At 46.8% G+C, this 15,862-nt stretch carries 18 protein-coding genes; 5 read left to right on the top strand and 13 right to left on the bottom strand.

The features are described from left to right. Positions 1-65: 65 nt before the first annotated feature. Entirely contained in the window at positions 66-1,448 is a 1,383-nt protein-coding gene (locus tag IDJ77_RS08465; RefSeq protein ID WP_224751020.1) for a serine hydrolase domain-containing protein, read from the top strand. A gap of 262 nt (positions 1,449-1,710) precedes the next feature. On the opposite strand, the gene IDJ77_RS08460 is transcribed toward IDJ77_RS08465, so the two are convergent. Beyond that, positions 1,711-2,667 (bottom strand): acetyl-CoA carboxylase carboxyltransferase subunit alpha, encoded by a 957-nt coding sequence (locus tag IDJ77_RS08460; protein ID WP_191188520.1) that lies wholly within the window; start codon positions 2,665-2,667, stop codon positions 1,711-1,713. A gap of 45 nt (positions 2,668-2,712) precedes the next feature. Continuing rightward, positions 2,713-3,213, bottom strand: a complete 501-nt coding sequence (locus IDJ77_RS08455; RefSeq protein ID WP_191188519.1) for a hypothetical protein — start codon at positions 3,211-3,213, stop codon at positions 2,713-2,715. A 125-nt stretch (positions 3,214-3,338) separates the two neighbouring features. Here IDJ77_RS08455 and IDJ77_RS08450 point away from each other — a divergent pair, with 125 nt between their 5' ends. Further along, positions 3,339-3,701 (top strand): hypothetical protein, encoded by a 363-nt coding sequence (locus IDJ77_RS08450; RefSeq protein WP_191188518.1) that lies wholly within the window; start codon positions 3,339-3,341, stop codon positions 3,699-3,701. 49 nt (positions 3,702-3,750) lie between these two features. On the opposite strand, the gene IDJ77_RS08445 is transcribed toward IDJ77_RS08450, so the two are convergent. The 6 genes from IDJ77_RS08445 to IDJ77_RS08420 all read right to left on the bottom strand — a co-directional run bounded on the left by IDJ77_RS08445 (position 3,751) and on the right by IDJ77_RS08420 (position 9,940). Then, positions 3,751-5,508, bottom strand: coding sequence for a family 43 glycosylhydrolase (locus IDJ77_RS08445; protein WP_191188517.1), 1,758 nt, complete (start codon positions 5,506-5,508; stop codon positions 3,751-3,753). Positions 5,509-5,640: 132 nt separating this feature from the next. Then, entirely contained in the window at positions 5,641-7,101 is a 1,461-nt protein-coding gene (locus IDJ77_RS08440; protein ID WP_191188516.1) for a glycoside hydrolase family 30 protein, read from the bottom strand. A gap of 225 nt (positions 7,102-7,326) precedes the next feature. Next, positions 7,327-8,175 (bottom strand): ThuA domain-containing protein, encoded by an 849-nt coding sequence (locus IDJ77_RS08435; RefSeq protein ID WP_191188515.1) that lies wholly within the window; start codon positions 8,173-8,175, stop codon positions 7,327-7,329. Between the two features lie 45 nt (positions 8,176-8,220). Next, positions 8,221-8,688, bottom strand: a complete 468-nt coding sequence (locus IDJ77_RS08430; RefSeq protein WP_224751019.1) for a lipocalin-like domain-containing protein — start codon at positions 8,686-8,688, stop codon at positions 8,221-8,223. 96 nt (positions 8,689-8,784) lie between these two features. Next, positions 8,785-9,168 (bottom strand): DUF3037 domain-containing protein, encoded by a 384-nt coding sequence (locus tag IDJ77_RS08425; protein WP_191188514.1) that lies wholly within the window; start codon positions 9,166-9,168, stop codon positions 8,785-8,787. Next, positions 9,146-9,940, bottom strand: coding sequence for a HipA family kinase (locus tag IDJ77_RS08420; protein ID WP_191188513.1), 795 nt, complete (start codon positions 9,938-9,940; stop codon positions 9,146-9,148). The genes IDJ77_RS08425 and IDJ77_RS08420 overlap by 23 nt, the downstream gene beginning before the upstream one ends. Positions 9,941-10,093: 153 nt before the next feature. Here IDJ77_RS08420 and IDJ77_RS08415 point away from each other — a divergent pair, with 153 nt between their 5' ends. Both IDJ77_RS08415 and IDJ77_RS08410 read left to right on the top strand, forming a co-directional pair. Then, entirely contained in the window at positions 10,094-10,654 is a 561-nt protein-coding gene (locus IDJ77_RS08415) for a YeeE/YedE family protein (RefSeq protein ID WP_191188512.1), read from the top strand. Then, positions 10,651-11,061: a DUF6691 family protein gene (locus tag IDJ77_RS08410; protein ID WP_224751018.1), complete on the top strand. Its 411-nt coding sequence runs from the start codon at positions 10,651-10,653 to the stop codon at positions 11,059-11,061. The genes IDJ77_RS08415 and IDJ77_RS08410 overlap by 4 nt, the downstream gene beginning before the upstream one ends. Before the next feature lie 156 nt (positions 11,062-11,217). Here IDJ77_RS08410 and IDJ77_RS08405 read toward each other — a convergent pair whose 3' ends face one another. After that, positions 11,218-11,931: a hypothetical protein gene (locus IDJ77_RS08405; RefSeq protein WP_191188510.1), complete on the bottom strand. Its 714-nt coding sequence runs from the start codon at positions 11,929-11,931 to the stop codon at positions 11,218-11,220. A 238-nt stretch (positions 11,932-12,169) separates the two neighbouring features. On the opposite strand from IDJ77_RS08405, the gene IDJ77_RS08400 reads away from it, so the two are divergent. Continuing rightward, positions 12,170-12,352 (top strand): hypothetical protein, encoded by a 183-nt coding sequence (locus IDJ77_RS08400; RefSeq protein ID WP_191188509.1) that lies wholly within the window; start codon positions 12,170-12,172, stop codon positions 12,350-12,352. Here the strand turns inward: IDJ77_RS08400 and IDJ77_RS08395 are convergent. The 4 genes from IDJ77_RS08395 to IDJ77_RS08380 form a co-directional block, all read right to left on the bottom strand. Beyond that, the gene (locus IDJ77_RS08395) at positions 12,349-13,104 is read right to left on the bottom strand and encodes a DUF72 domain-containing protein (protein WP_191188508.1); all 756 of its coding nucleotides are present in this window, start codon (positions 13,102-13,104) and stop codon (positions 12,349-12,351) included. The genes IDJ77_RS08400 and IDJ77_RS08395 overlap by 4 nt on opposite strands. 176 nt (positions 13,105-13,280) lie before the next feature. Further along, entirely contained in the window at positions 13,281-13,790 is a 510-nt protein-coding gene (locus IDJ77_RS08390; RefSeq protein ID WP_191188507.1) for a hypothetical protein, read from the bottom strand. 22 nt (positions 13,791-13,812) lie between these two features. Next, positions 13,813-15,054 carry an RNA polymerase sigma factor gene (locus IDJ77_RS08385; RefSeq protein ID WP_191188506.1) on the bottom strand — a complete coding sequence of 414 codons (1,242 nt, stop codon included), beginning with the start codon at positions 15,052-15,054 and terminating at the stop codon, positions 13,813-13,815. Between the two features lie 135 nt (positions 15,055-15,189). After that, positions 15,190-15,543, bottom strand: coding sequence for a YciI family protein (locus IDJ77_RS08380; protein WP_191188505.1), 354 nt, complete (start codon positions 15,541-15,543; stop codon positions 15,190-15,192). Positions 15,544-15,862: the final 319 nt, after the last annotated feature.

Raw genomic sequence — 15,862 nt, 5'->3', positions numbered from 1 at the left:
TTTTGTTGGCTACGCTTCGTAACAATCGCATCGTTTCGGGTGTCTTACCTTTACACTACCTACTGATGAAAAAATACGCCGCCGCATCCCTTATATTTTCCTTTCTGCTCCTTACTATTACCGTTTTCGGTCAGACCAAAGCCGTTACTATTGATACCATGATTCGCCGAACCAACCGGATGGGCCTGTTCAGCGGTAATATTTTGGTGATGGATGGTGGTAAAGTAGTTTACAAAAACGCCATCGGTTTTACCAATGTCTCAAAAAAAGAGCCACTTATAGAAGACTACCGCTTCCATATTGGGTCGATAGCCAAGGAGTTTAACGCCGTAGGCATTATGATGCTGCAGGAACAGGGCAAACTCAGCATTGATGACAAGGTATCAAAATTCTTCCCCGAGCTGCCTGCCTGGGCAAATAAGGTAAGCATCAAAAACCTGCTGCAATACACCAGCGGCATCCCCGATGTAAAATGGAAAACCGTAAAAGGTGATGCCGATAACATAGCCGACCTGATGAAACTGCAGCAGCTCGATTTTGAGCCCGGCACCAAATACGCCTACAATAACAACAACGTTTTTATGCAGCGCCGCATCATCGAAAAGATAACCGGCTTACCCTTCAATAAATTCGTAGAAGAAAAACTGCTGAAACCCGCAGGCATGAGCACCGCCGTGATAGACCCGGACGACAATACCCCGCTGATGGCAAAATCGTACACCAACGAGGGCAAACAGGGTCCGCTCATCTACCCTATCACCGGCTGGGTGGCGGTAACCCTGGATGATTTTTATAAATGGGAGCAAGCTTTGGAGAATTTTAAACTCATCAGCCCGGCATCCACCAAAATACTGGTTACGCCATTTGGCCCCGATAAGCAATGCGGCCTTGGCGGCGGCACCATGGATGGTAACAAACTGGTATTCCACAAGCACGATGGCAGCAGTGTTTATTACCAGGCATTAGTGGTGGGCAGTCCGCTAAAAGGCAGAACGGTGATCCTGATGACCAACAACAGGCAGAACAACATCTTTGACATCGACAATGCCATCCAAAACATCCTCGATGGCAAACCTTATAGTCAACCGAAACGCTCAATATTGGCCGATTTTCAGAAACAGCTGGACACGTTAAGCGGCGAACAGGTACTGGTTTTTTATAAAGACCTGAAAGCGAAACACCCAAACGAATATGGGTTTGATAGCGAATCAACCCTCAACGAGATCGGCTATTCCCTCATGAACGCCAAAAAACTGGATGACGCGATAGTAGTGTTGGAATACAATACAACCCTCTTCCCAACATCCGGTAATGTGTTCGATAGCCTCGGTGAAGCATATTACAATAAAGGCGATAAGGCTAAAGCTTTACTAAACTACAAACGCTCTCTCAAGCTTGACCCGACGAATGGTGCGGCTAAAGCTATAATTGCGGAGTTGGGGAAGTAGGAAAACGAACTCCCTCCCAACGGGAGGGGTGCGGGGGGCCTCGCGCGCAAAGGCGGGGAGGGGTTAGCCGCAAAGTCGGCTATTGCATAGCGCCGAAACCCCTCCCTCCCACTTCACAGCCCAGCACACCCCTCCCAAGGGAGGGAAAGAACGCATCGCTTATTATACTATCGTAAAACAGAAAAAGCGGCTCATCGCCGCTTTTTCTGTTTTATGTCTTTTTATGTCCTTTATCTTTTGTCTAAAAGTCTTTCGTCCAAAATTAATCCTCAACAACCACACCCATATTACAGAACTTCTCTATCCGCTCTGCAACCAGTTCGTCGATGTTGCGCTCGCCTAAGATTTTAAGATCTTTAAGAAGTTGTTTTTTTAGCGTGGCTGCCATGGCAACCGGGTCCTGGTGGGCACCGCCAAGTGGTTCTTTTATAACGCCGTCAATCAGCTTGTTTTTTAGCATTTCGGTAGAGGTAAGCTTCAGCATCTCTGCGGCACGCTCTTTATGCTCCCATGTTTTAAACAGGATGGTAGAGCAGTTCTCAGGCGAAATAACCGAATACCAGCTATTATCCAGCATCATCACTTTATCGCCGATACCAATGCCCAATGCACCACCCGATGCACCTTCGCCAATAACCACGCAGATCACCGGTACTTTCAGTATCGACATCTCTAACAGGTTACGGGCAATAGCTTCGCCTTGTCCGCGTTCTTCTGCTTCCAGGCCCGGGAATGCTCCCGGGGTATCTATCAGGGTAACTACCGGCTTGCCGAATTTTTCGGCCATTTTCATCAGCCTTAAAGCTTTGCGGTACCCTTCCGGGTTAGCCATACCGAAATTGCGGTACTGGCGCTCTTTGGTATTACGCCCCTTTTGGTGACCTATGAACATTACGGTTTGCCCGTTTAATGTACCAAAACCACCTATGATTGCCTTATCATCACCTACGGTACGGTCGCCATGCATTTCGATGAAATCATCGCACATCAGTTCGAGGTACTGTAAGGTATATGGGCGCTCGGGGTGGCGGGAGATCTGCACCTTTTGCCAGCCGGTAAGGTTGCCGTATATTTCTTTTTTGGCAGTTTCCAGTTTGGCTTCCAGTTCGGCAACAGTGGCGCTCATGTCCAGCTTATTCTTCTCTTCTACCTGCTGCACTTTTTCTATCTGCCCCTGAAGCTCTGCCAGTGGTTTTTCAAAATCAAATGTAATCTTCATACAATTTATTGAGGCGCTAAATTAAAAAAATCAAACGGCATATTGCTAATTATCATTTTTGAATGACTTCAATTTATTTATCTGCGCCGGCGCGAGCAATTTATAGGTATTGTAAGCCGCCATTAAAATGGCGTTCCTCAGCTCGCCATAGTACAATCCGCTGCGGTTGCCATAAAAAAGGATATCGCCCTCCGTCACCTTTTTCGATTGAAAAAGGCCATCGAGTTTGGTTTCATTGGTTACGATAGAGTTGCCCATCTCTATCTTTTTACGCTGCAATTCGGTGTTTATTTTGGTTAAAGCCGCCGTTTGGTTAGGGCTCAGGTCGAGCTCTTTCTTGTATTTCAGCGCCTTTTGTGCTGATGGGTAGCCGTTCAGATCGGCAACCAGGCTCATCTGGTATTGGTCCCGCCCCTTCATCAGCGCATCGTATTGGGTATTGCTGATGGTTTTTAGGGGTGAGGGTTTTAGCAGGCTATCAGGCGTTTGAGCGAGGGCTGCGGCGCTGAGGAATATGAATAGGATGAATGAATATAGTTTTTGCATAGCTATCATTGTTAAAAGAGCAATTTAAGATTGTTTTCTTCAACACCGGCAAATTGATTTAAGTTTCAACCAAATCAATCATAACTTAGGCCAGGATAAATGCCTTGACCTTATTATATTTGACTATGAAGTATTTATCTATTATTCCGGCTATTTTATTCATAGTGTCGTGTAGTTCGAGTCCATCGCCCAAAAGCTACGGGGCAATTACAAGTGATACAGCAGTATCGGCAAATATAGATACCACATGTGGTAATGTGCGGCCTATCACCAATTTTTGGAGACTATATACATTGACGAACAAATCAAAGGAGCATAAAGTCACTTTTACCTGCAAGGCCTTTGTGGAAGATTACAGTAAGACTTTTGAGCGTTCAGAAACGCACGTTTTAGCACCAAAGCAAGAAGTGCAATTAGAAATAGACAGTAGTTTTTATACCAATTTGGTCAAATATGAAATAGTTGACGCCAATATAACCTCAAACTAATAAGGATTAGTTCGGCGTACCATAAATAATCACTGGCGCATTTCTGCTATTACTCCACCTTTATCACCTTCGTCCTTTTACTTATCCCGTTCTCATTAAATGCCTCTATCTGGAAGTAGTAAGGCACACCCTTCTCCATCCCGTTAAAATAGTACTCATTTACATTGTACACCATAATGTTATTGTACAATTTATCGGGCGCTATGCCCATGTAAATGGTATAACCTACGGCCCCGTCGGTTTGGCGCCAGCGTAGCCAGGAGTTGCGGTTCTCTTCCTTGCCGCGCAGTACGATCAGGTTCCGCACGCTGTCGGGCGCGGCACCGGCGCCCTTCCCAAACACCCGGAAGCCGGATAAAGCGAACTTGCCCGTTGGCATGTGGTAGTTGGTTATTTTTAGATAGCGTGCTTTTACAGCAGATTTCAGTTCCACGTAATCGTGCGGTACATCGGTTTTGTTTTGGCGTTTATCAACTAATGGTTTCCAGGTTTTTCCATCGATGGAGGAGGTTATTAAATACTGATGGTATACCCCAAGTGATTTCCCCAGAAAGGTTGCATCCTGATCGGCATAGTTCAGCTGAATGGCCTTTACGGTGCTTACTTCGCCCAGGTCTGTTTGCATCCACTCGCCTTTGTTGGCGGTTTTGGCGCTCCAGTAGGTTTTAATATCCTCATCAACCGCCAAATTGGGCACATAGGCGCCAAGGGTTGATGATACCTGCACGGGTTTGTTATAGTTCAGCAGCATCCAGCCGGTAAAGTTGCTTTTAAGATGTTCTTCCTTCCCTGCCGATAAATAATGCGGGTAATCGCCATAGGCGGTATTGGTGTACATAACGCCGTCATCATCAAAACCTGCAGGCCAAAAGCCAATGCGGCGTTCAAAGTTATTCTTTACATCAACCACCATGGTACTAATGTGCCAGTAATTGCCGTACTTATCTGCCCAAGTGGCGCCGTGGCCTGCGCCTTTGGCAAAGCCACCCGGCTTGTAGCTGAACGGGTTATGGCTTTGGTATTTAAACGGACCAAGTGGTTTATCGCCCACGTAAACGCCATCGCCATAGCCGCGCCCTTCGGTACCGGGGGCTGCATATTGCAGATAGTATTTGCCCTTATGCTTGTTCATCCAGCCACCTTCCATAAAGCCGGTGAGGAAAACGTTATCATTATTCTCGCCGAAACGTTCCCAGCCGTGCTCTTTCCAATCCAGCTTGATCATTTCTTTTTTCGGGCCGATGGGTTCAAACGTCTTGCGATCTATCTCCTGCCCGTACATAGGGAAGGTGTTGCTGCTGCCGTGATAGATGTACACGCGGCCATCGTCATCGGCAAACATGCCCGGATCCCAGGCACCTACCTGGAAATAATCTTTTGCGGCTTTCCAGGTATCGTGTGTTGGGTCGGTACTCATCCACAGGGTAAAATCTTTATTATAGGTAGAGCCGATCACCAGCAGCGTATCGCCTAAAACCAGGGTGGCCGGCGCGCAAAGTTCGTCGCCTTTTACCTCGTTATAAGGGCGTACAAATTTGCGCGATACAAACTTCCAGCTCAGCATATCGGGGCTCCACCAATAACCAAACTGGTTGGTGCTAAAGAGGTAGTAATTGCCTTTAAAGAAGGTCATGGTGGGGTCGGCGGTAGCGCGGTGCTTACCCCAGGCGGCGAAAGTTTCAAATGGCGTATAACCATAATCAAGGTTCAGCGGGTTGCAATAGGTTAGCCTTTTTGTTTGTGCCGATGAGCCGAGCGATGTCAAACAAAACAGGGATGCTAACAATAAACGGGTTGCTGCTTTCATTTCAGGAAGAATAGTTGGTTGATGCCAAATATAGGTATTGTTGAGTATGTAGCATTTATCACTCCCACAAAATAAAAAAGGAGCGCCGGAAACCGGCACCCCTTTTAGAGAGATTTAGTTGATTATTATTATTTATTGTACGATAAGCGTTGCTATGGAATGCGGTTCGGCGGAGGTTTTGGCGGCTTTGCCTTTTATCCACAAACTGTATTCAATTTTTTCGTCGGTGCGGTTCATTACCACAACGGCCAATTTACCATCCCTGTTTACGTAAGCCGTGGTTAAAAGTTTATCCCTGCTGGCAGCGCTGGCAATTCTTTTTGCGCCGGGATGGATGAATTTGGAGAAATGCCCCATGTAATAGTACGAGTTGGTATAAATAAGCTCGCCCGTGCGGGTATCGGCATGCACCGGCGCAAAGCAGAAGTTACCCACATGGTTGGGCCCGCCTTTTTCGTCCAGCAGGATGTTCCAGTCGGTCCAGCCAACGGTGCCTGCGTTAAAATCGTTCATCATGGAGAGGCCGTAACGCTCGCCCAATGTCCAATCGCCAAGGCGGTTAAAATCGAATTTTTCTACACAGCCTTCAGTGAAGATCAAATTCTTACCCGGGAAGGCGGCATTCGTCAAACGTACGTTCTCAAAGTTTTGGCCAGCACCTGTCCAGGTCTCGTACCAGTGAAAGCCTATACCCCAGATGTATTTGGCGGCGGCAGGGTCTTCCAGGATGGTGCTTGCGCGCTGGTAAAGCAGGTCGCGGTTATGGTCCCAAACAATCAATTTTTTGGCCGCCATACCGCCTTTTGCCAGCGTTGGGCCTAAATAATTCTTTACGAAATCTCGCTCTTCCTCAGCAGTGTACTTGCAGCTTTCCCAGGTTTGGGTAGCCATCGGTTCGTTTTGTACCGAGAGCCCCCACACCGGGATTCCTTCCTTCTCGTAAGCTTTTATAAATTTGATATAAAAATTGGCCCAGCTTTGTGCGTATTCGGCTTTTAGCTTGCCGCCATGCAGCACATCGTTGTTATCCTTCATAAAAGCGGGCGGGCTCCATGGCGATACAAACATGGTAAGCTTGCCCCCGGCAGCTTTTGTAGCTTCCTTTATAAAGGGGATACGGTATTTTTTATCATGGCCGATATCGAAACCGCGCAGATCTTTATTGTTATCAGATACATAGCTATAGCTGCCACTGCTAAAATCGCAGCTTTGGATATTGGTGCGGGCCAGTGTATAGCCTATGCCGATGTTCTTATCGTAATAAGCAGCTAAAAATTCCTTTTGTTTTTCTTTCGGTAGCTTGTAAAAAGTTTCGGCTACAGCATCTGTCAAAGCGCCGCCAATGCCCAGCATGGTTTGGAATGTTTTTGTGGGATCTACAAATACCAGCGTTTCGGTTTCGGGTGGTTGCGGACTATCTGTAAAGGTTAAGGTGCCTGCAGGGGCAAGGCGTTTATCGGAACCCTTTTCGGTAACATATACTTTTACCGTTTTATTATTAGCCGAATAAAGCATTTTAGCCTTTGGCGACTGGCTAAAAGCACTTGCCGAAAAGCAAACGAATCCTGCTAATAAAAGTCCTTTCTTTATCATTTAGGTTGAACGTGGTTTATTTTGTTGGTTACAAAAACCAAATCTATCAAAGTTTCGTTTAAATACACAAAGAAATTTTTATAAATAACTGATTTTTAACTATTTGCAAACAAATTGATACGGTTTAATACCAAGCGCATCCATAAAGAAACACCTCTGAATCAATGATTTCTGCAATTGCTTTAAAAACAAGCCAAAATAGTAATGCGCTTCGCCCGCAAGCCTTTATTTGTTGCTGATCTTGTTCCCGGTGCCAAGCCACTCGATGGCGTCCAGTATCAACTTATCTTCAACGGGGTTACCGAATGTATGCGAAAGGTCCTTATTGGTTTTGCCTTCGTAGTCAATATCATTATGCCCCATATTAAAGTAGATCATTTTGTAATTCTTGTTGGTCCACACTACCGGGTAATAACCGCTGTGCCAGATCTCGTTTTGCTTTGGCCCGGTGCCTAAGGGGAAGCTACTGGAATCTATCGAGGCCAGTATTTTGATATCGGGGTTTTTGCGCAGATCCTTCTCCCAGCGGTACCATTCGTTTGGCGAAGCTTTAAAAGTCTCCGGCAGGTTTTTGGTAGCCGGGTGCGTTCTGTCCTCTACCCTTAAAATGGCCGATGTTGGCCGCCAGGTATTGCTGCCATATTGCCCCGAACCTAAGAAATCGTTGTGGTACCAATTCCAATCAGCATTAAAATCCGAAGGCGTAAGCGCGAAGGCCGAGAAATGGAAGCCCATCCAGCCGCCGCCGTTCTTCATGTATTTTTCGAAGGCAGCACGTTGGGCGGGGTCTTCGGGGCGGGTATCTAAAAAGATAACCACCTTGTATTTGGCCAGGTAAGCCTCGTTCAGGTTGCTCCAGTTGTTTGTAGAATCATACGCAAAGTTGTATTTCTCCGCCATCAGCGGGAACCATTTATTAGCCTCGTGCACAAAACTGATGTGCGCCTGGTCGTTTTTGGCGGTATAGAAAGCGATTACATTAAACCTTGGCTTTTTTTGCGCGTAGCTGCTGCCCGCCATGCAAAGGCACAGCAAAGCCAGTGCAAACGCACTTATCTTTTTTATTGATAACATAGTATTATGTTGGTTTAGTACGGTTAAAGGAACAGTGAACAGCAGCTATTTTTTTATCCTGATATAGGTTTCCACAATTTCCTGGTCTATTTTCAGGCTGTCGATCTTTTCAATGCCTTTTTGCTGCAGGGTATCGCCTTTAAAACTTACCTTAAAGTTGAAGGAATGACCTTCCCATTCGCGGTAGTTGCAGTACTGCAGGTTTTCGGTATAATTGTCGCCGGTTAATGAGTATGTACCCGCACCCGAATCGAAGATTGGTTTGCCGCCCTTTTTTAGATCGTGTTTAAAGAACGCGAAGTGGTCGCCGTTGATCACTTTGATCATTTCATCTTCCTGGCCTTTTTCAGGATAAGTAATAGCCGTATCGGCCTTAATAATTTTCACTGCCGATATCAGCTTCCAGGTACCCTGGAGAGGTGTAATCGGCACATCGACAATAGTTTTTTCGGCGGATGGTTGTTTACATGCCGCTAAAGCAACCAGCGGGATAAATAAGAACTTGATTTTCATTGTTTTGAGAGATTTATGATGTATTATTTGTGAGATACAAGTGCATTAGCCTCACCCAAACCCTCTCCATAGGATAGGGCTTTAGAAGCTTTACTATTATAATACGAGCTGTTTATATAACCTTTCTACCGTTTCATCCCCATCAATACAAAAGCCCGGATGTACTTTGGAGGTTTGCACCACCGTACTCCGCGTAGCCGTTAACCAGCGGAAACGCGACGGCGCGTCCAGCAGGCCTATCGGGCCGGCGTCTTTACCGCCTTCGCTAATACGCTGAAAAGAGATAAGGTTTTCTTCCACCCCTTCCAGGTCGATATCTTTAAAAAAAGCCTGCAGGCGCTCTTTATCTACCTGGTACATCATTTTGAGGTACTTGTGTTTGGCGCAGTACAATATCACCCCCACGTTCATAAACTCCTCGCGTTCTACCCTGGGCACCACGCGGATAACGGCATACTCAAATAAGTTGCGATCTTGCATGTTGTGCTTCCTTTAGAAAAATATCAGAGTTTGCTAAGCGTTTGTTTAAAAATTGTGCGTACACCTGCCGCTGGTCGCCTTCCGTTTCGAACGATCTATCCACCAGCCAGGCATCCGGGATGATGGATACGATAGCGTTAATTACCTCCGGCGTTAAGATAGCTTTAAATTCGGCATCCACCTGTTCCAGCTCTGAGGCTTTGCGCAGCAGTACATGGTCTTTTATCTGCACAAAGGGGCGCAGGGCCTGCTCCTCCCAGTTATCCATACTATGGTGGAAATACAAGGCGGCGCCATGGTCTATCAACCAGAGCTCTTTATGCCACATCAGCATATTGGTGTTGCGGGCGGTGCGGTCTACATTGGTGAGCAGGGCATCCAGCCATACAATTTGCGAAGCCAGTTTGGGCTCTACAACGGTAACCGTTGGGTCGAAGGTAATGGCGCCCTGCAGGTAATGTAATGCCAGGTTTAGGCCCACGCTGAATTTCAGCAGATCCTGGATTTCCTCATCAGCTTCGGTACGGCCAAAGGCTTCATCCAGGTTTACAAAAACCAGTTCGGGCATTTTAAAACCGAGTGTGCGGGCAATTTCGCCACCTATCAGTTCGGCAATAAGCGCCTTGGGCCCCTGCCCGGCTCCACGAAACTTGAGGACATACAAAAAACCGTCGTCTGCCTCGGCAATGGCGGGCAGCGAGCCCCCCTCGCGCAGAGGCGTAACATAGCGGGTAACGTTTACGGTGCGTAATTGCGGTGGAATGTAAGTCATAGGTAATTTAGAGGGACTAAGATAGGGGGAAAAAGTTTAAAGTCGGAAGTCCGTAAGTCGGAAAGTCTAATGACGAATCACTTTACGGTAATTTCCTCTTTCGGACTTGCGGACTTACTGACTTATGGACTCTGCCACCTATATTTGCTACCAATGGAATGGATAAAACAACCCTGGCCCTGGTACGTTGCGGGCCCTTTGATAGGCTTAATTGTGCCGGCCCTGCTGCTGCTTGGCAATAAGGCTTTCGGCATATCATCTTCCTTACGGCATATTTGTGCGGCTTGCCTGCCCGCTAATATCTCCTTTTTTAAGTACGACTGGCGTAAAGAAAGCTGGAACCTGTTTTTTGTTGCAGGCATTGCGCTGGGTGGTTTTATAGCCGTTCATTACTTGTCCAACCCTGCACCGGTTGCCATTAATCCCGCCACCACCGCCCTGCTTCAAAAACAAGGCGTGACAGATTTTAGCGGCTTGCTGCCACAGGATATCTTCAGCTTCGGCGCGTTGTTTACGCTTCGCGGATTGGTGTTTATGGTTATAGGCGGCTTTTTGGTAGGCTTTGGTACACGGTATGCAGGCGGCTGTACCTCGGGACATGCTATTATGGGTATCTCATCGCTGCAATGGCCATCGCTGGTGGCTACCTGCTGTTTTATGGCCGGCGGCTTTGTAATGGCATGGTTTATACTCCCTTACCTATTAGCCTTATGAAGAACCTAAAATTCCTTTTCCTCGGATTGCTCTTTGGTGTTATCCTCATCAAATCCGAAGTGGTATCTTGGTTTCGCGTCCAAGAGATGTTCCACTTGCAGGCATTCCATATGTACGGCATCATTGGCAGCGCCATTGTAGTTGCCATGGTTTCTATCGCCATCATCAAACGCTTCAACATCAAAACCATCAGCGGCGAGCTGGTTATCATCCCTCAAAAAACCTTCCATTGGGGAAATGTTTATGGTGGGTTGATATTTGGTCTCGGTTGGGCCATAACCGGAGCTTGTCCCGGCCCGCTGTTCGCGCAGATCGGTGGCGGTTTTGCGGTTGTGCTGGTTACTTTATTAAGCGCTATTGCAGGTACCTGGGTTTATGGTTTGCTGCGCGATAGATTGCCGCATTAAAAAAGCCCAATTAGCCTAACCTAATACTCTCCAAAGGAGAGGACTTTAAGAAACTCCCTCTCCCCTGGAGAGGGCCGGGGTGAGGCTAAAAAAAAGCGGACGACCATGATGATCGTCCGCCCTCTCTTAAAACTATGGATCGGCAAAAATATTTTCTTAACCTTCTTTTGGAGCGGCCATTACGTCTCTTTTACCTTTATGGCGCTCTTTCATTTGCGCTTTCAGTTCGCTGTAGGTCTTCTGCTGATCAGCGGTTAACACAGCCTGCAATTGTTTATCAGTATCTTGTTTCAGCGCTTTAAATGCTTCGCGGTTTGCTTTGCGGTCGCCGGGGTTTTTAGCTTTAAGGCTATCTACCTGTGCAGCGCGGGCTACAAATATCGCTTTCACTTTAGCCGACTGGTCGTCGCTCAGATTCAGTTTCTTTTGCAGCATACCTGTCATGCGCTCGGCACGTTGTGCAGGGTTTTTCATCCCACTTTTACGGTTGTGCGCCATCATCCTGTGCCCGCCTTTAAACCTGTCTTTCATCTTTGCTTTAAACTCGCTGTAGGTTTTGTTCTGATCGGCGGTAAACACTGCTGCAAGCTCGCTGTCGGTTTTTTGCAGCTGGGTTTTAAAGGCCTCACGGTTTGCTTTTTTATCGTCGCTTTTGTTGGCTTTCAGGCTTTCCATTTGGGTTGCCTGGGTTAACAATATCGCCTTCACTTTGGCAGATTGATCTGCACTTAAGCTTAGTTTTTTCTGCAGCATCCCGGTAACACGCTCTGCACGTTGCTCGGGGGTTTTATGTTGCCTTTCTTTGGTTTGCGCCTGGGCTAATACACTTAGACCCAACACCATGGTTATCATCAATAGTATCTTTTTCATGTTTTCTTTTTTTACTTTTTATATTGTTTGTAAGGATAGACGGTGATGGCGGGGGATGGTTTAATGTTCGGCTATATGTAAAAACGTTTATACTTAAAAGGCATAAAGATGTTACAAAAGACACGAATTGATTGAACACTAATTTCACGAATGAGGCGAATTTCAGGAGGCGGGTTTACTGTGTTGGTTATATTACAGCCTGTTTCATTATCTTTAGCCTTAAATCTAAATCAGCACAATGACCCTTATAATTGCCTTTATATTCTACAAAATTGGCAGGAAGCGGGTTATCGGCGGGTTTAATAGTTTTATGTACGGCCTTTTGTTGTGGCCGATAGGAATTTTCATCGTATTAAATTCCAGGCGGCTTGATGACGAGGAAGCAAACGCCACGTTACTGAAGGAGTTTAGCGGCAATTAACGCATTGCAGTCACATATTCATTCAGTGTTATTAAATTATTCAGCGCATCGCCCATGGTGTTGTTAAAATAGGTATAAACCGTTTTGTCTTCCTCAAGCCATTCAGCAATATATCCGGCGTATTCGGAGATGATCTCATCGCTATAACTACCCCGGTAACTTCCACCCGGCCCATGAAAACGGAGATATACGAAAGGAACATCCTGCTCCAGCATAGGCGGTGCCGATTTTGGCATATCGTGCAGTACAATGGCCATTTGATAGCCGCGCAGCAGGCTGTAAATATCATCGCGGTACCAGGTTTTGCTGCGGAATTCTATAGCTATATGCCAGCCATCGGTATTAGCGTTGTAAATATCCTGCAGCAGCATTTCCATCTGCGGGCGGTTGGCTATGGTAATACTCGCCGGGAATTGTACCAGCAGGCTGCCTTTTTTATCGCCGGCCTGTGCAATTACCTGCATAAAACGGGTGATATCTTCGGGGTTGTATATGAGGCCTTTATTGTGCGTAACGTTGCGCCAAAGCTTATAGGTAAAACAAAAGTTCTCCGGAACATCGGCCGCCCATTTTTGTACGGTGGCAGCCATGGGTACTTTATAAAAGGAGCTGTTTACCTCTATACTGTTCTGTAGCGAGGCATAATAGCAGAGGCGGCTTTTATCCTGATAATTGGGCGGATACGATAGCTTATTGGGTACGGGTAGCACCAGGCCGCTGGTGCCCGAATAGTATTTGCCCTCATTTTCCATTTAAGATTAATGGAGAAACGTCAGATTTTGTTTCAACGCATATTGTGCAAACACCAACGTCATGTTGAAATTGTTTCAACACCCCATCATAAGAGTAGCCAATTGCTTAACCGCTTTGCATGACCGCAAGCCTGCCGTGTGGGGTACCGAAACAAGTTCGGTATGACGGGAAAAGCTTATATCAGCTTTTTGCACTTAGCAACCATTTCGGTGCCATCGTAAATAAGCAGGTCGCCATTTTTATCTATTTGGTAATATTCGGATGGGCGTTCGATGCTGGTGTATTTATCACCGTCTTTTTTTAGTTCAGATGCGGATGGAGTGATGGGCGGCGTATCGTTCAGCTTTAGGTTATTACCTACAAAGGTAATGGCCTGTATATAGTGTTTCTCGCCCGAACTGATGAGTTCATATGCTATCGATTCGCCTTTTTCTGATTTAATGGCTTCATCGTGCCATGCGCCTATCAGGGTACCGGTTTGGCCTGTAGCAGCAGGTGCGGCTGCTGTGGCTTCCGTTGTTGCCGTGCTGTCGGTTTTAGTTTCAGCGGTTTTGGATGCGTTGTTACATGCCGAAAGAGCAATAAGAGCAGTTGTGGCTAATAATTTACCTGAGCGAACAAAGATGTGGTTCATGGGCGATGAGTTATGCGCCAAAAGTACAAAATAGCTTTTGAAGGTTTTCAAGCCTTATGTAATTATTGCCTGTTCAGTTCTTCGCCCCGGTTAAGTTATGTATGCCCGCCTGTATCACCAGCTTATCTGCCTGTGTTTTGGCGAGTGCTAAGGCCCGCTGTAAATTTTCCAGGGCTTTTTGCGGGTCGATATTTTTATAGAGCTCGCCCAGCAGGGTAAAGTAATATGGGTTATTGGTAAGCTGTAACTTCTCCGCTTCGATAATAGCTACATCGGTACCACGCACTTTTGCCAATGCATAGGTACGGTTGAGCGCCGCTACAGGCGAATATTCCAGCACCAGCAAATGGTTAAAAAGCTGCAGGATGTTTTCCCATTTTTCGGGTGTATCTTCTTTTATGGTATGCCAGTAGGCTATGCTGGCTTCTATGTGGTATTTACTCAATTTATCGCCGGTGGCCGCCGTATTGAGGTGCCAGATGCCTTTGGCAATGAGCTCCCGGTTCCAAAGTGCTTCATCCTGGTCATGATAAAGTACCATTTGCCCCTTATCGCCCCTGCGCGATTCAAAGCGCGAGGCATGAAAGCACATCAGCGCCAGCAACGCGTTTACATTGGGCAGGTTGGTAGGCGGGTATGCTATCAGCATTTGGGTAAGGCGCATAGCCTCCAGGCACAGATCGTTACGCAAAACCTCATCCCGACTTTCGGAATAATAGCCTTCATTAAACAACAGGTATAACGTAGTAAGCACGGGCTGCAACCGGCCGGCTATCTCGCTTTCAGGCGGGAACTCCATAGTAACCTTTTCGGCACGCAGCTTTTCTTTGGCGCGGTAAAGGCGCTTGTTAATGGTTTCCTTGTTGCTTAAAAAGGCTGTGGCAATTTCATCTATACCAAAACCGCAGAGGATGCGCAGCGCCAGCCCTATCTGCGCTTCGGGCGGGATGGCCGGATGGCAAATGGCAAACAGCATTTGCAGCTGACTATCGGCAATATTTTCGGGTGAAAGGTCGATATCCGGCTGCTGCCCTTCCGGCGTTTCCGCCTGTACAAAAGGCGTTATTTTATTGTGGAACACCTCGTTTCTCGCCAGCATATTCTTCGCCTTGTTTTTGGCAACGGTGTACAGCCAGGCGGTAGGGTTTTCGGGCAGCCCCTTATAGGGCCAGGTCTCCAACGCCGAGAGGAAGGTTTCGCTGGCAATATCCTCGGCAACATTCACATTCTCCATCCCGAAGCGTTTGCAAAGCACCGCCGTTATTTTGCGGAATTCGGTACGGAAAAGATGTGGGATGATCTCGGGTTGCTGCATGGGTAATTTACATATTTGTTATTTGACTCACCCCGACTACGCTACGCTGGTCGACCCTCTCTGTCTTCGGCAAAGAGGGTGAAGAAAAAAAGAGCCCTCTCCCTTGGAGAGGGCAGGGTGAGGCTCCTGGATTCTTTAATGCGTCCCGTCATTCTTTGCTATCCTTCGCACCTCCACAGTGTTGCCCTCGCCCTGCAGCACCGGGCAACCTTTAGCAAATTCAATAGCTTCCTCCAGCGATTCTGCCCGTACGGTGATCAAGCCCCCTATGGTTTCTTTGATGTCGCCAAAGGGACCGTTGGTTACCACACTGTTGTGGCCCACCACGCTTGCGCCATCAAACGGAAGCCCCGTGCCGCCAACAAATTTGTTTTGGGCCGCAATAGTGCCAATCCAATCCATGGTTTGCTTCATCCATACCTGCATTTGCTCGGGCGATGCAATTTTGCTCCCGTCCTCATGCCTCATAATTAATGCGTACTCGTTCATGATCTTTCAATTTAAATGTTATTTGAATATTTTGTTTATACCCCCATAACAAGTGAGCTTTTCATAATTGGACAGGTGGTGGTTGATTAGTTTGCGAATGGCATGACATGATAAACACGCGTCATTGCGAGGAACGAAGCAATCTCCCATTAAGCAGAGCCGACTTGCATAGCGGCTAGTCCTGTGCAGAGATTGCTTCGTTCCTCGCAATTGTAAGGGTTTAGTAATTCGATGACAGATTAGCGGTTTTAATTTTTGTTGTTTAGGGTGCACATTTCAATAGGTTTTTTACCATTAATACCTTGATGAGGCCTTTCCC

Origin of the sequence: Mucilaginibacter pankratovii (assembly GCF_014773265.1) — a bacterium.
Classification (GTDB): Bacteria; Bacteroidota; Bacteroidia; order Sphingobacteriales; family Sphingobacteriaceae; genus Mucilaginibacter; species Mucilaginibacter pankratovii.
The sequence above is the reverse complement of the archived record's forward strand: the minus strand, read 5'-3'. Positions and strand labels throughout refer to the sequence as shown.

Excerpts from the sequence above, each read along its gene's own strand:
- IDJ77_RS08465 (WP_224751020.1), top strand. The coding sequence starts at position 66 with ATGAAAAAATACGCCGCCGCATCCCTTATATTTTCCTTTCTGCTCCTT.
- IDJ77_RS08460 (WP_191188520.1), bottom strand. The coding sequence starts at position 2,667 with ATGAAGATTACATTTGATTTTGAAAAACCACTGGCAGAGCTTCAGGGG.
- IDJ77_RS08455 (WP_191188519.1), bottom strand. The coding sequence starts at position 3,213 with ATGCAAAAACTATATTCATTCATCCTATTCATATTCCTCAGCGCCGCA.
- IDJ77_RS08450 (WP_191188518.1), top strand. The coding sequence starts at position 3,339 with ATGAAGTATTTATCTATTATTCCGGCTATTTTATTCATAGTGTCGTGT.
- IDJ77_RS08445 (WP_191188517.1), bottom strand. The coding sequence starts at position 5,508 with ATGAAAGCAGCAACCCGTTTATTGTTAGCATCCCTGTTTTGTTTGACA.
- IDJ77_RS08440 (WP_191188516.1), bottom strand. The coding sequence starts at position 7,101 with ATGATAAAGAAAGGACTTTTATTAGCAGGATTCGTTTGCTTTTCGGCA.
- IDJ77_RS08435 (WP_191188515.1), bottom strand. The coding sequence starts at position 8,175 with ATGTTATCAATAAAAAAGATAAGTGCGTTTGCACTGGCTTTGCTGTGC.
- IDJ77_RS08430 (WP_224751019.1), bottom strand. The coding sequence starts at position 8,688 with ATGAAAATCAAGTTCTTATTTATCCCGCTGGTTGCTTTAGCGGCATGT.
- IDJ77_RS08425 (WP_191188514.1), bottom strand. The coding sequence starts at position 9,168 with ATGCAAGATCGCAACTTATTTGAGTATGCCGTTATCCGCGTGGTGCCC.
- IDJ77_RS08420 (WP_191188513.1), bottom strand. The coding sequence starts at position 9,940 with ATGACTTACATTCCACCGCAATTACGCACCGTAAACGTTACCCGCTAT.
- IDJ77_RS08415 (WP_191188512.1), top strand. The coding sequence starts at position 10,094 with ATGGAATGGATAAAACAACCCTGGCCCTGGTACGTTGCGGGCCCTTTG.
- IDJ77_RS08410 (WP_224751018.1), top strand. The coding sequence starts at position 10,651 with ATGAAGAACCTAAAATTCCTTTTCCTCGGATTGCTCTTTGGTGTTATC.
- IDJ77_RS08405 (WP_191188510.1), bottom strand. The coding sequence starts at position 11,931 with ATGAAAAAGATACTATTGATGATAACCATGGTGTTGGGTCTAAGTGTA.
- IDJ77_RS08400 (WP_191188509.1), top strand. The coding sequence starts at position 12,170 with ATGACCCTTATAATTGCCTTTATATTCTACAAAATTGGCAGGAAGCGG.
- IDJ77_RS08395 (WP_191188508.1), bottom strand. The coding sequence starts at position 13,104 with ATGGAAAATGAGGGCAAATACTATTCGGGCACCAGCGGCCTGGTGCTA.
- IDJ77_RS08385 (WP_191188506.1), bottom strand. The coding sequence starts at position 15,054 with ATGCAGCAACCCGAGATCATCCCACATCTTTTCCGTACCGAATTCCGC.
- IDJ77_RS08380 (WP_191188505.1), bottom strand. The coding sequence starts at position 15,543 with ATGAACGAGTACGCATTAATTATGAGGCATGAGGACGGGAGCAAAATT.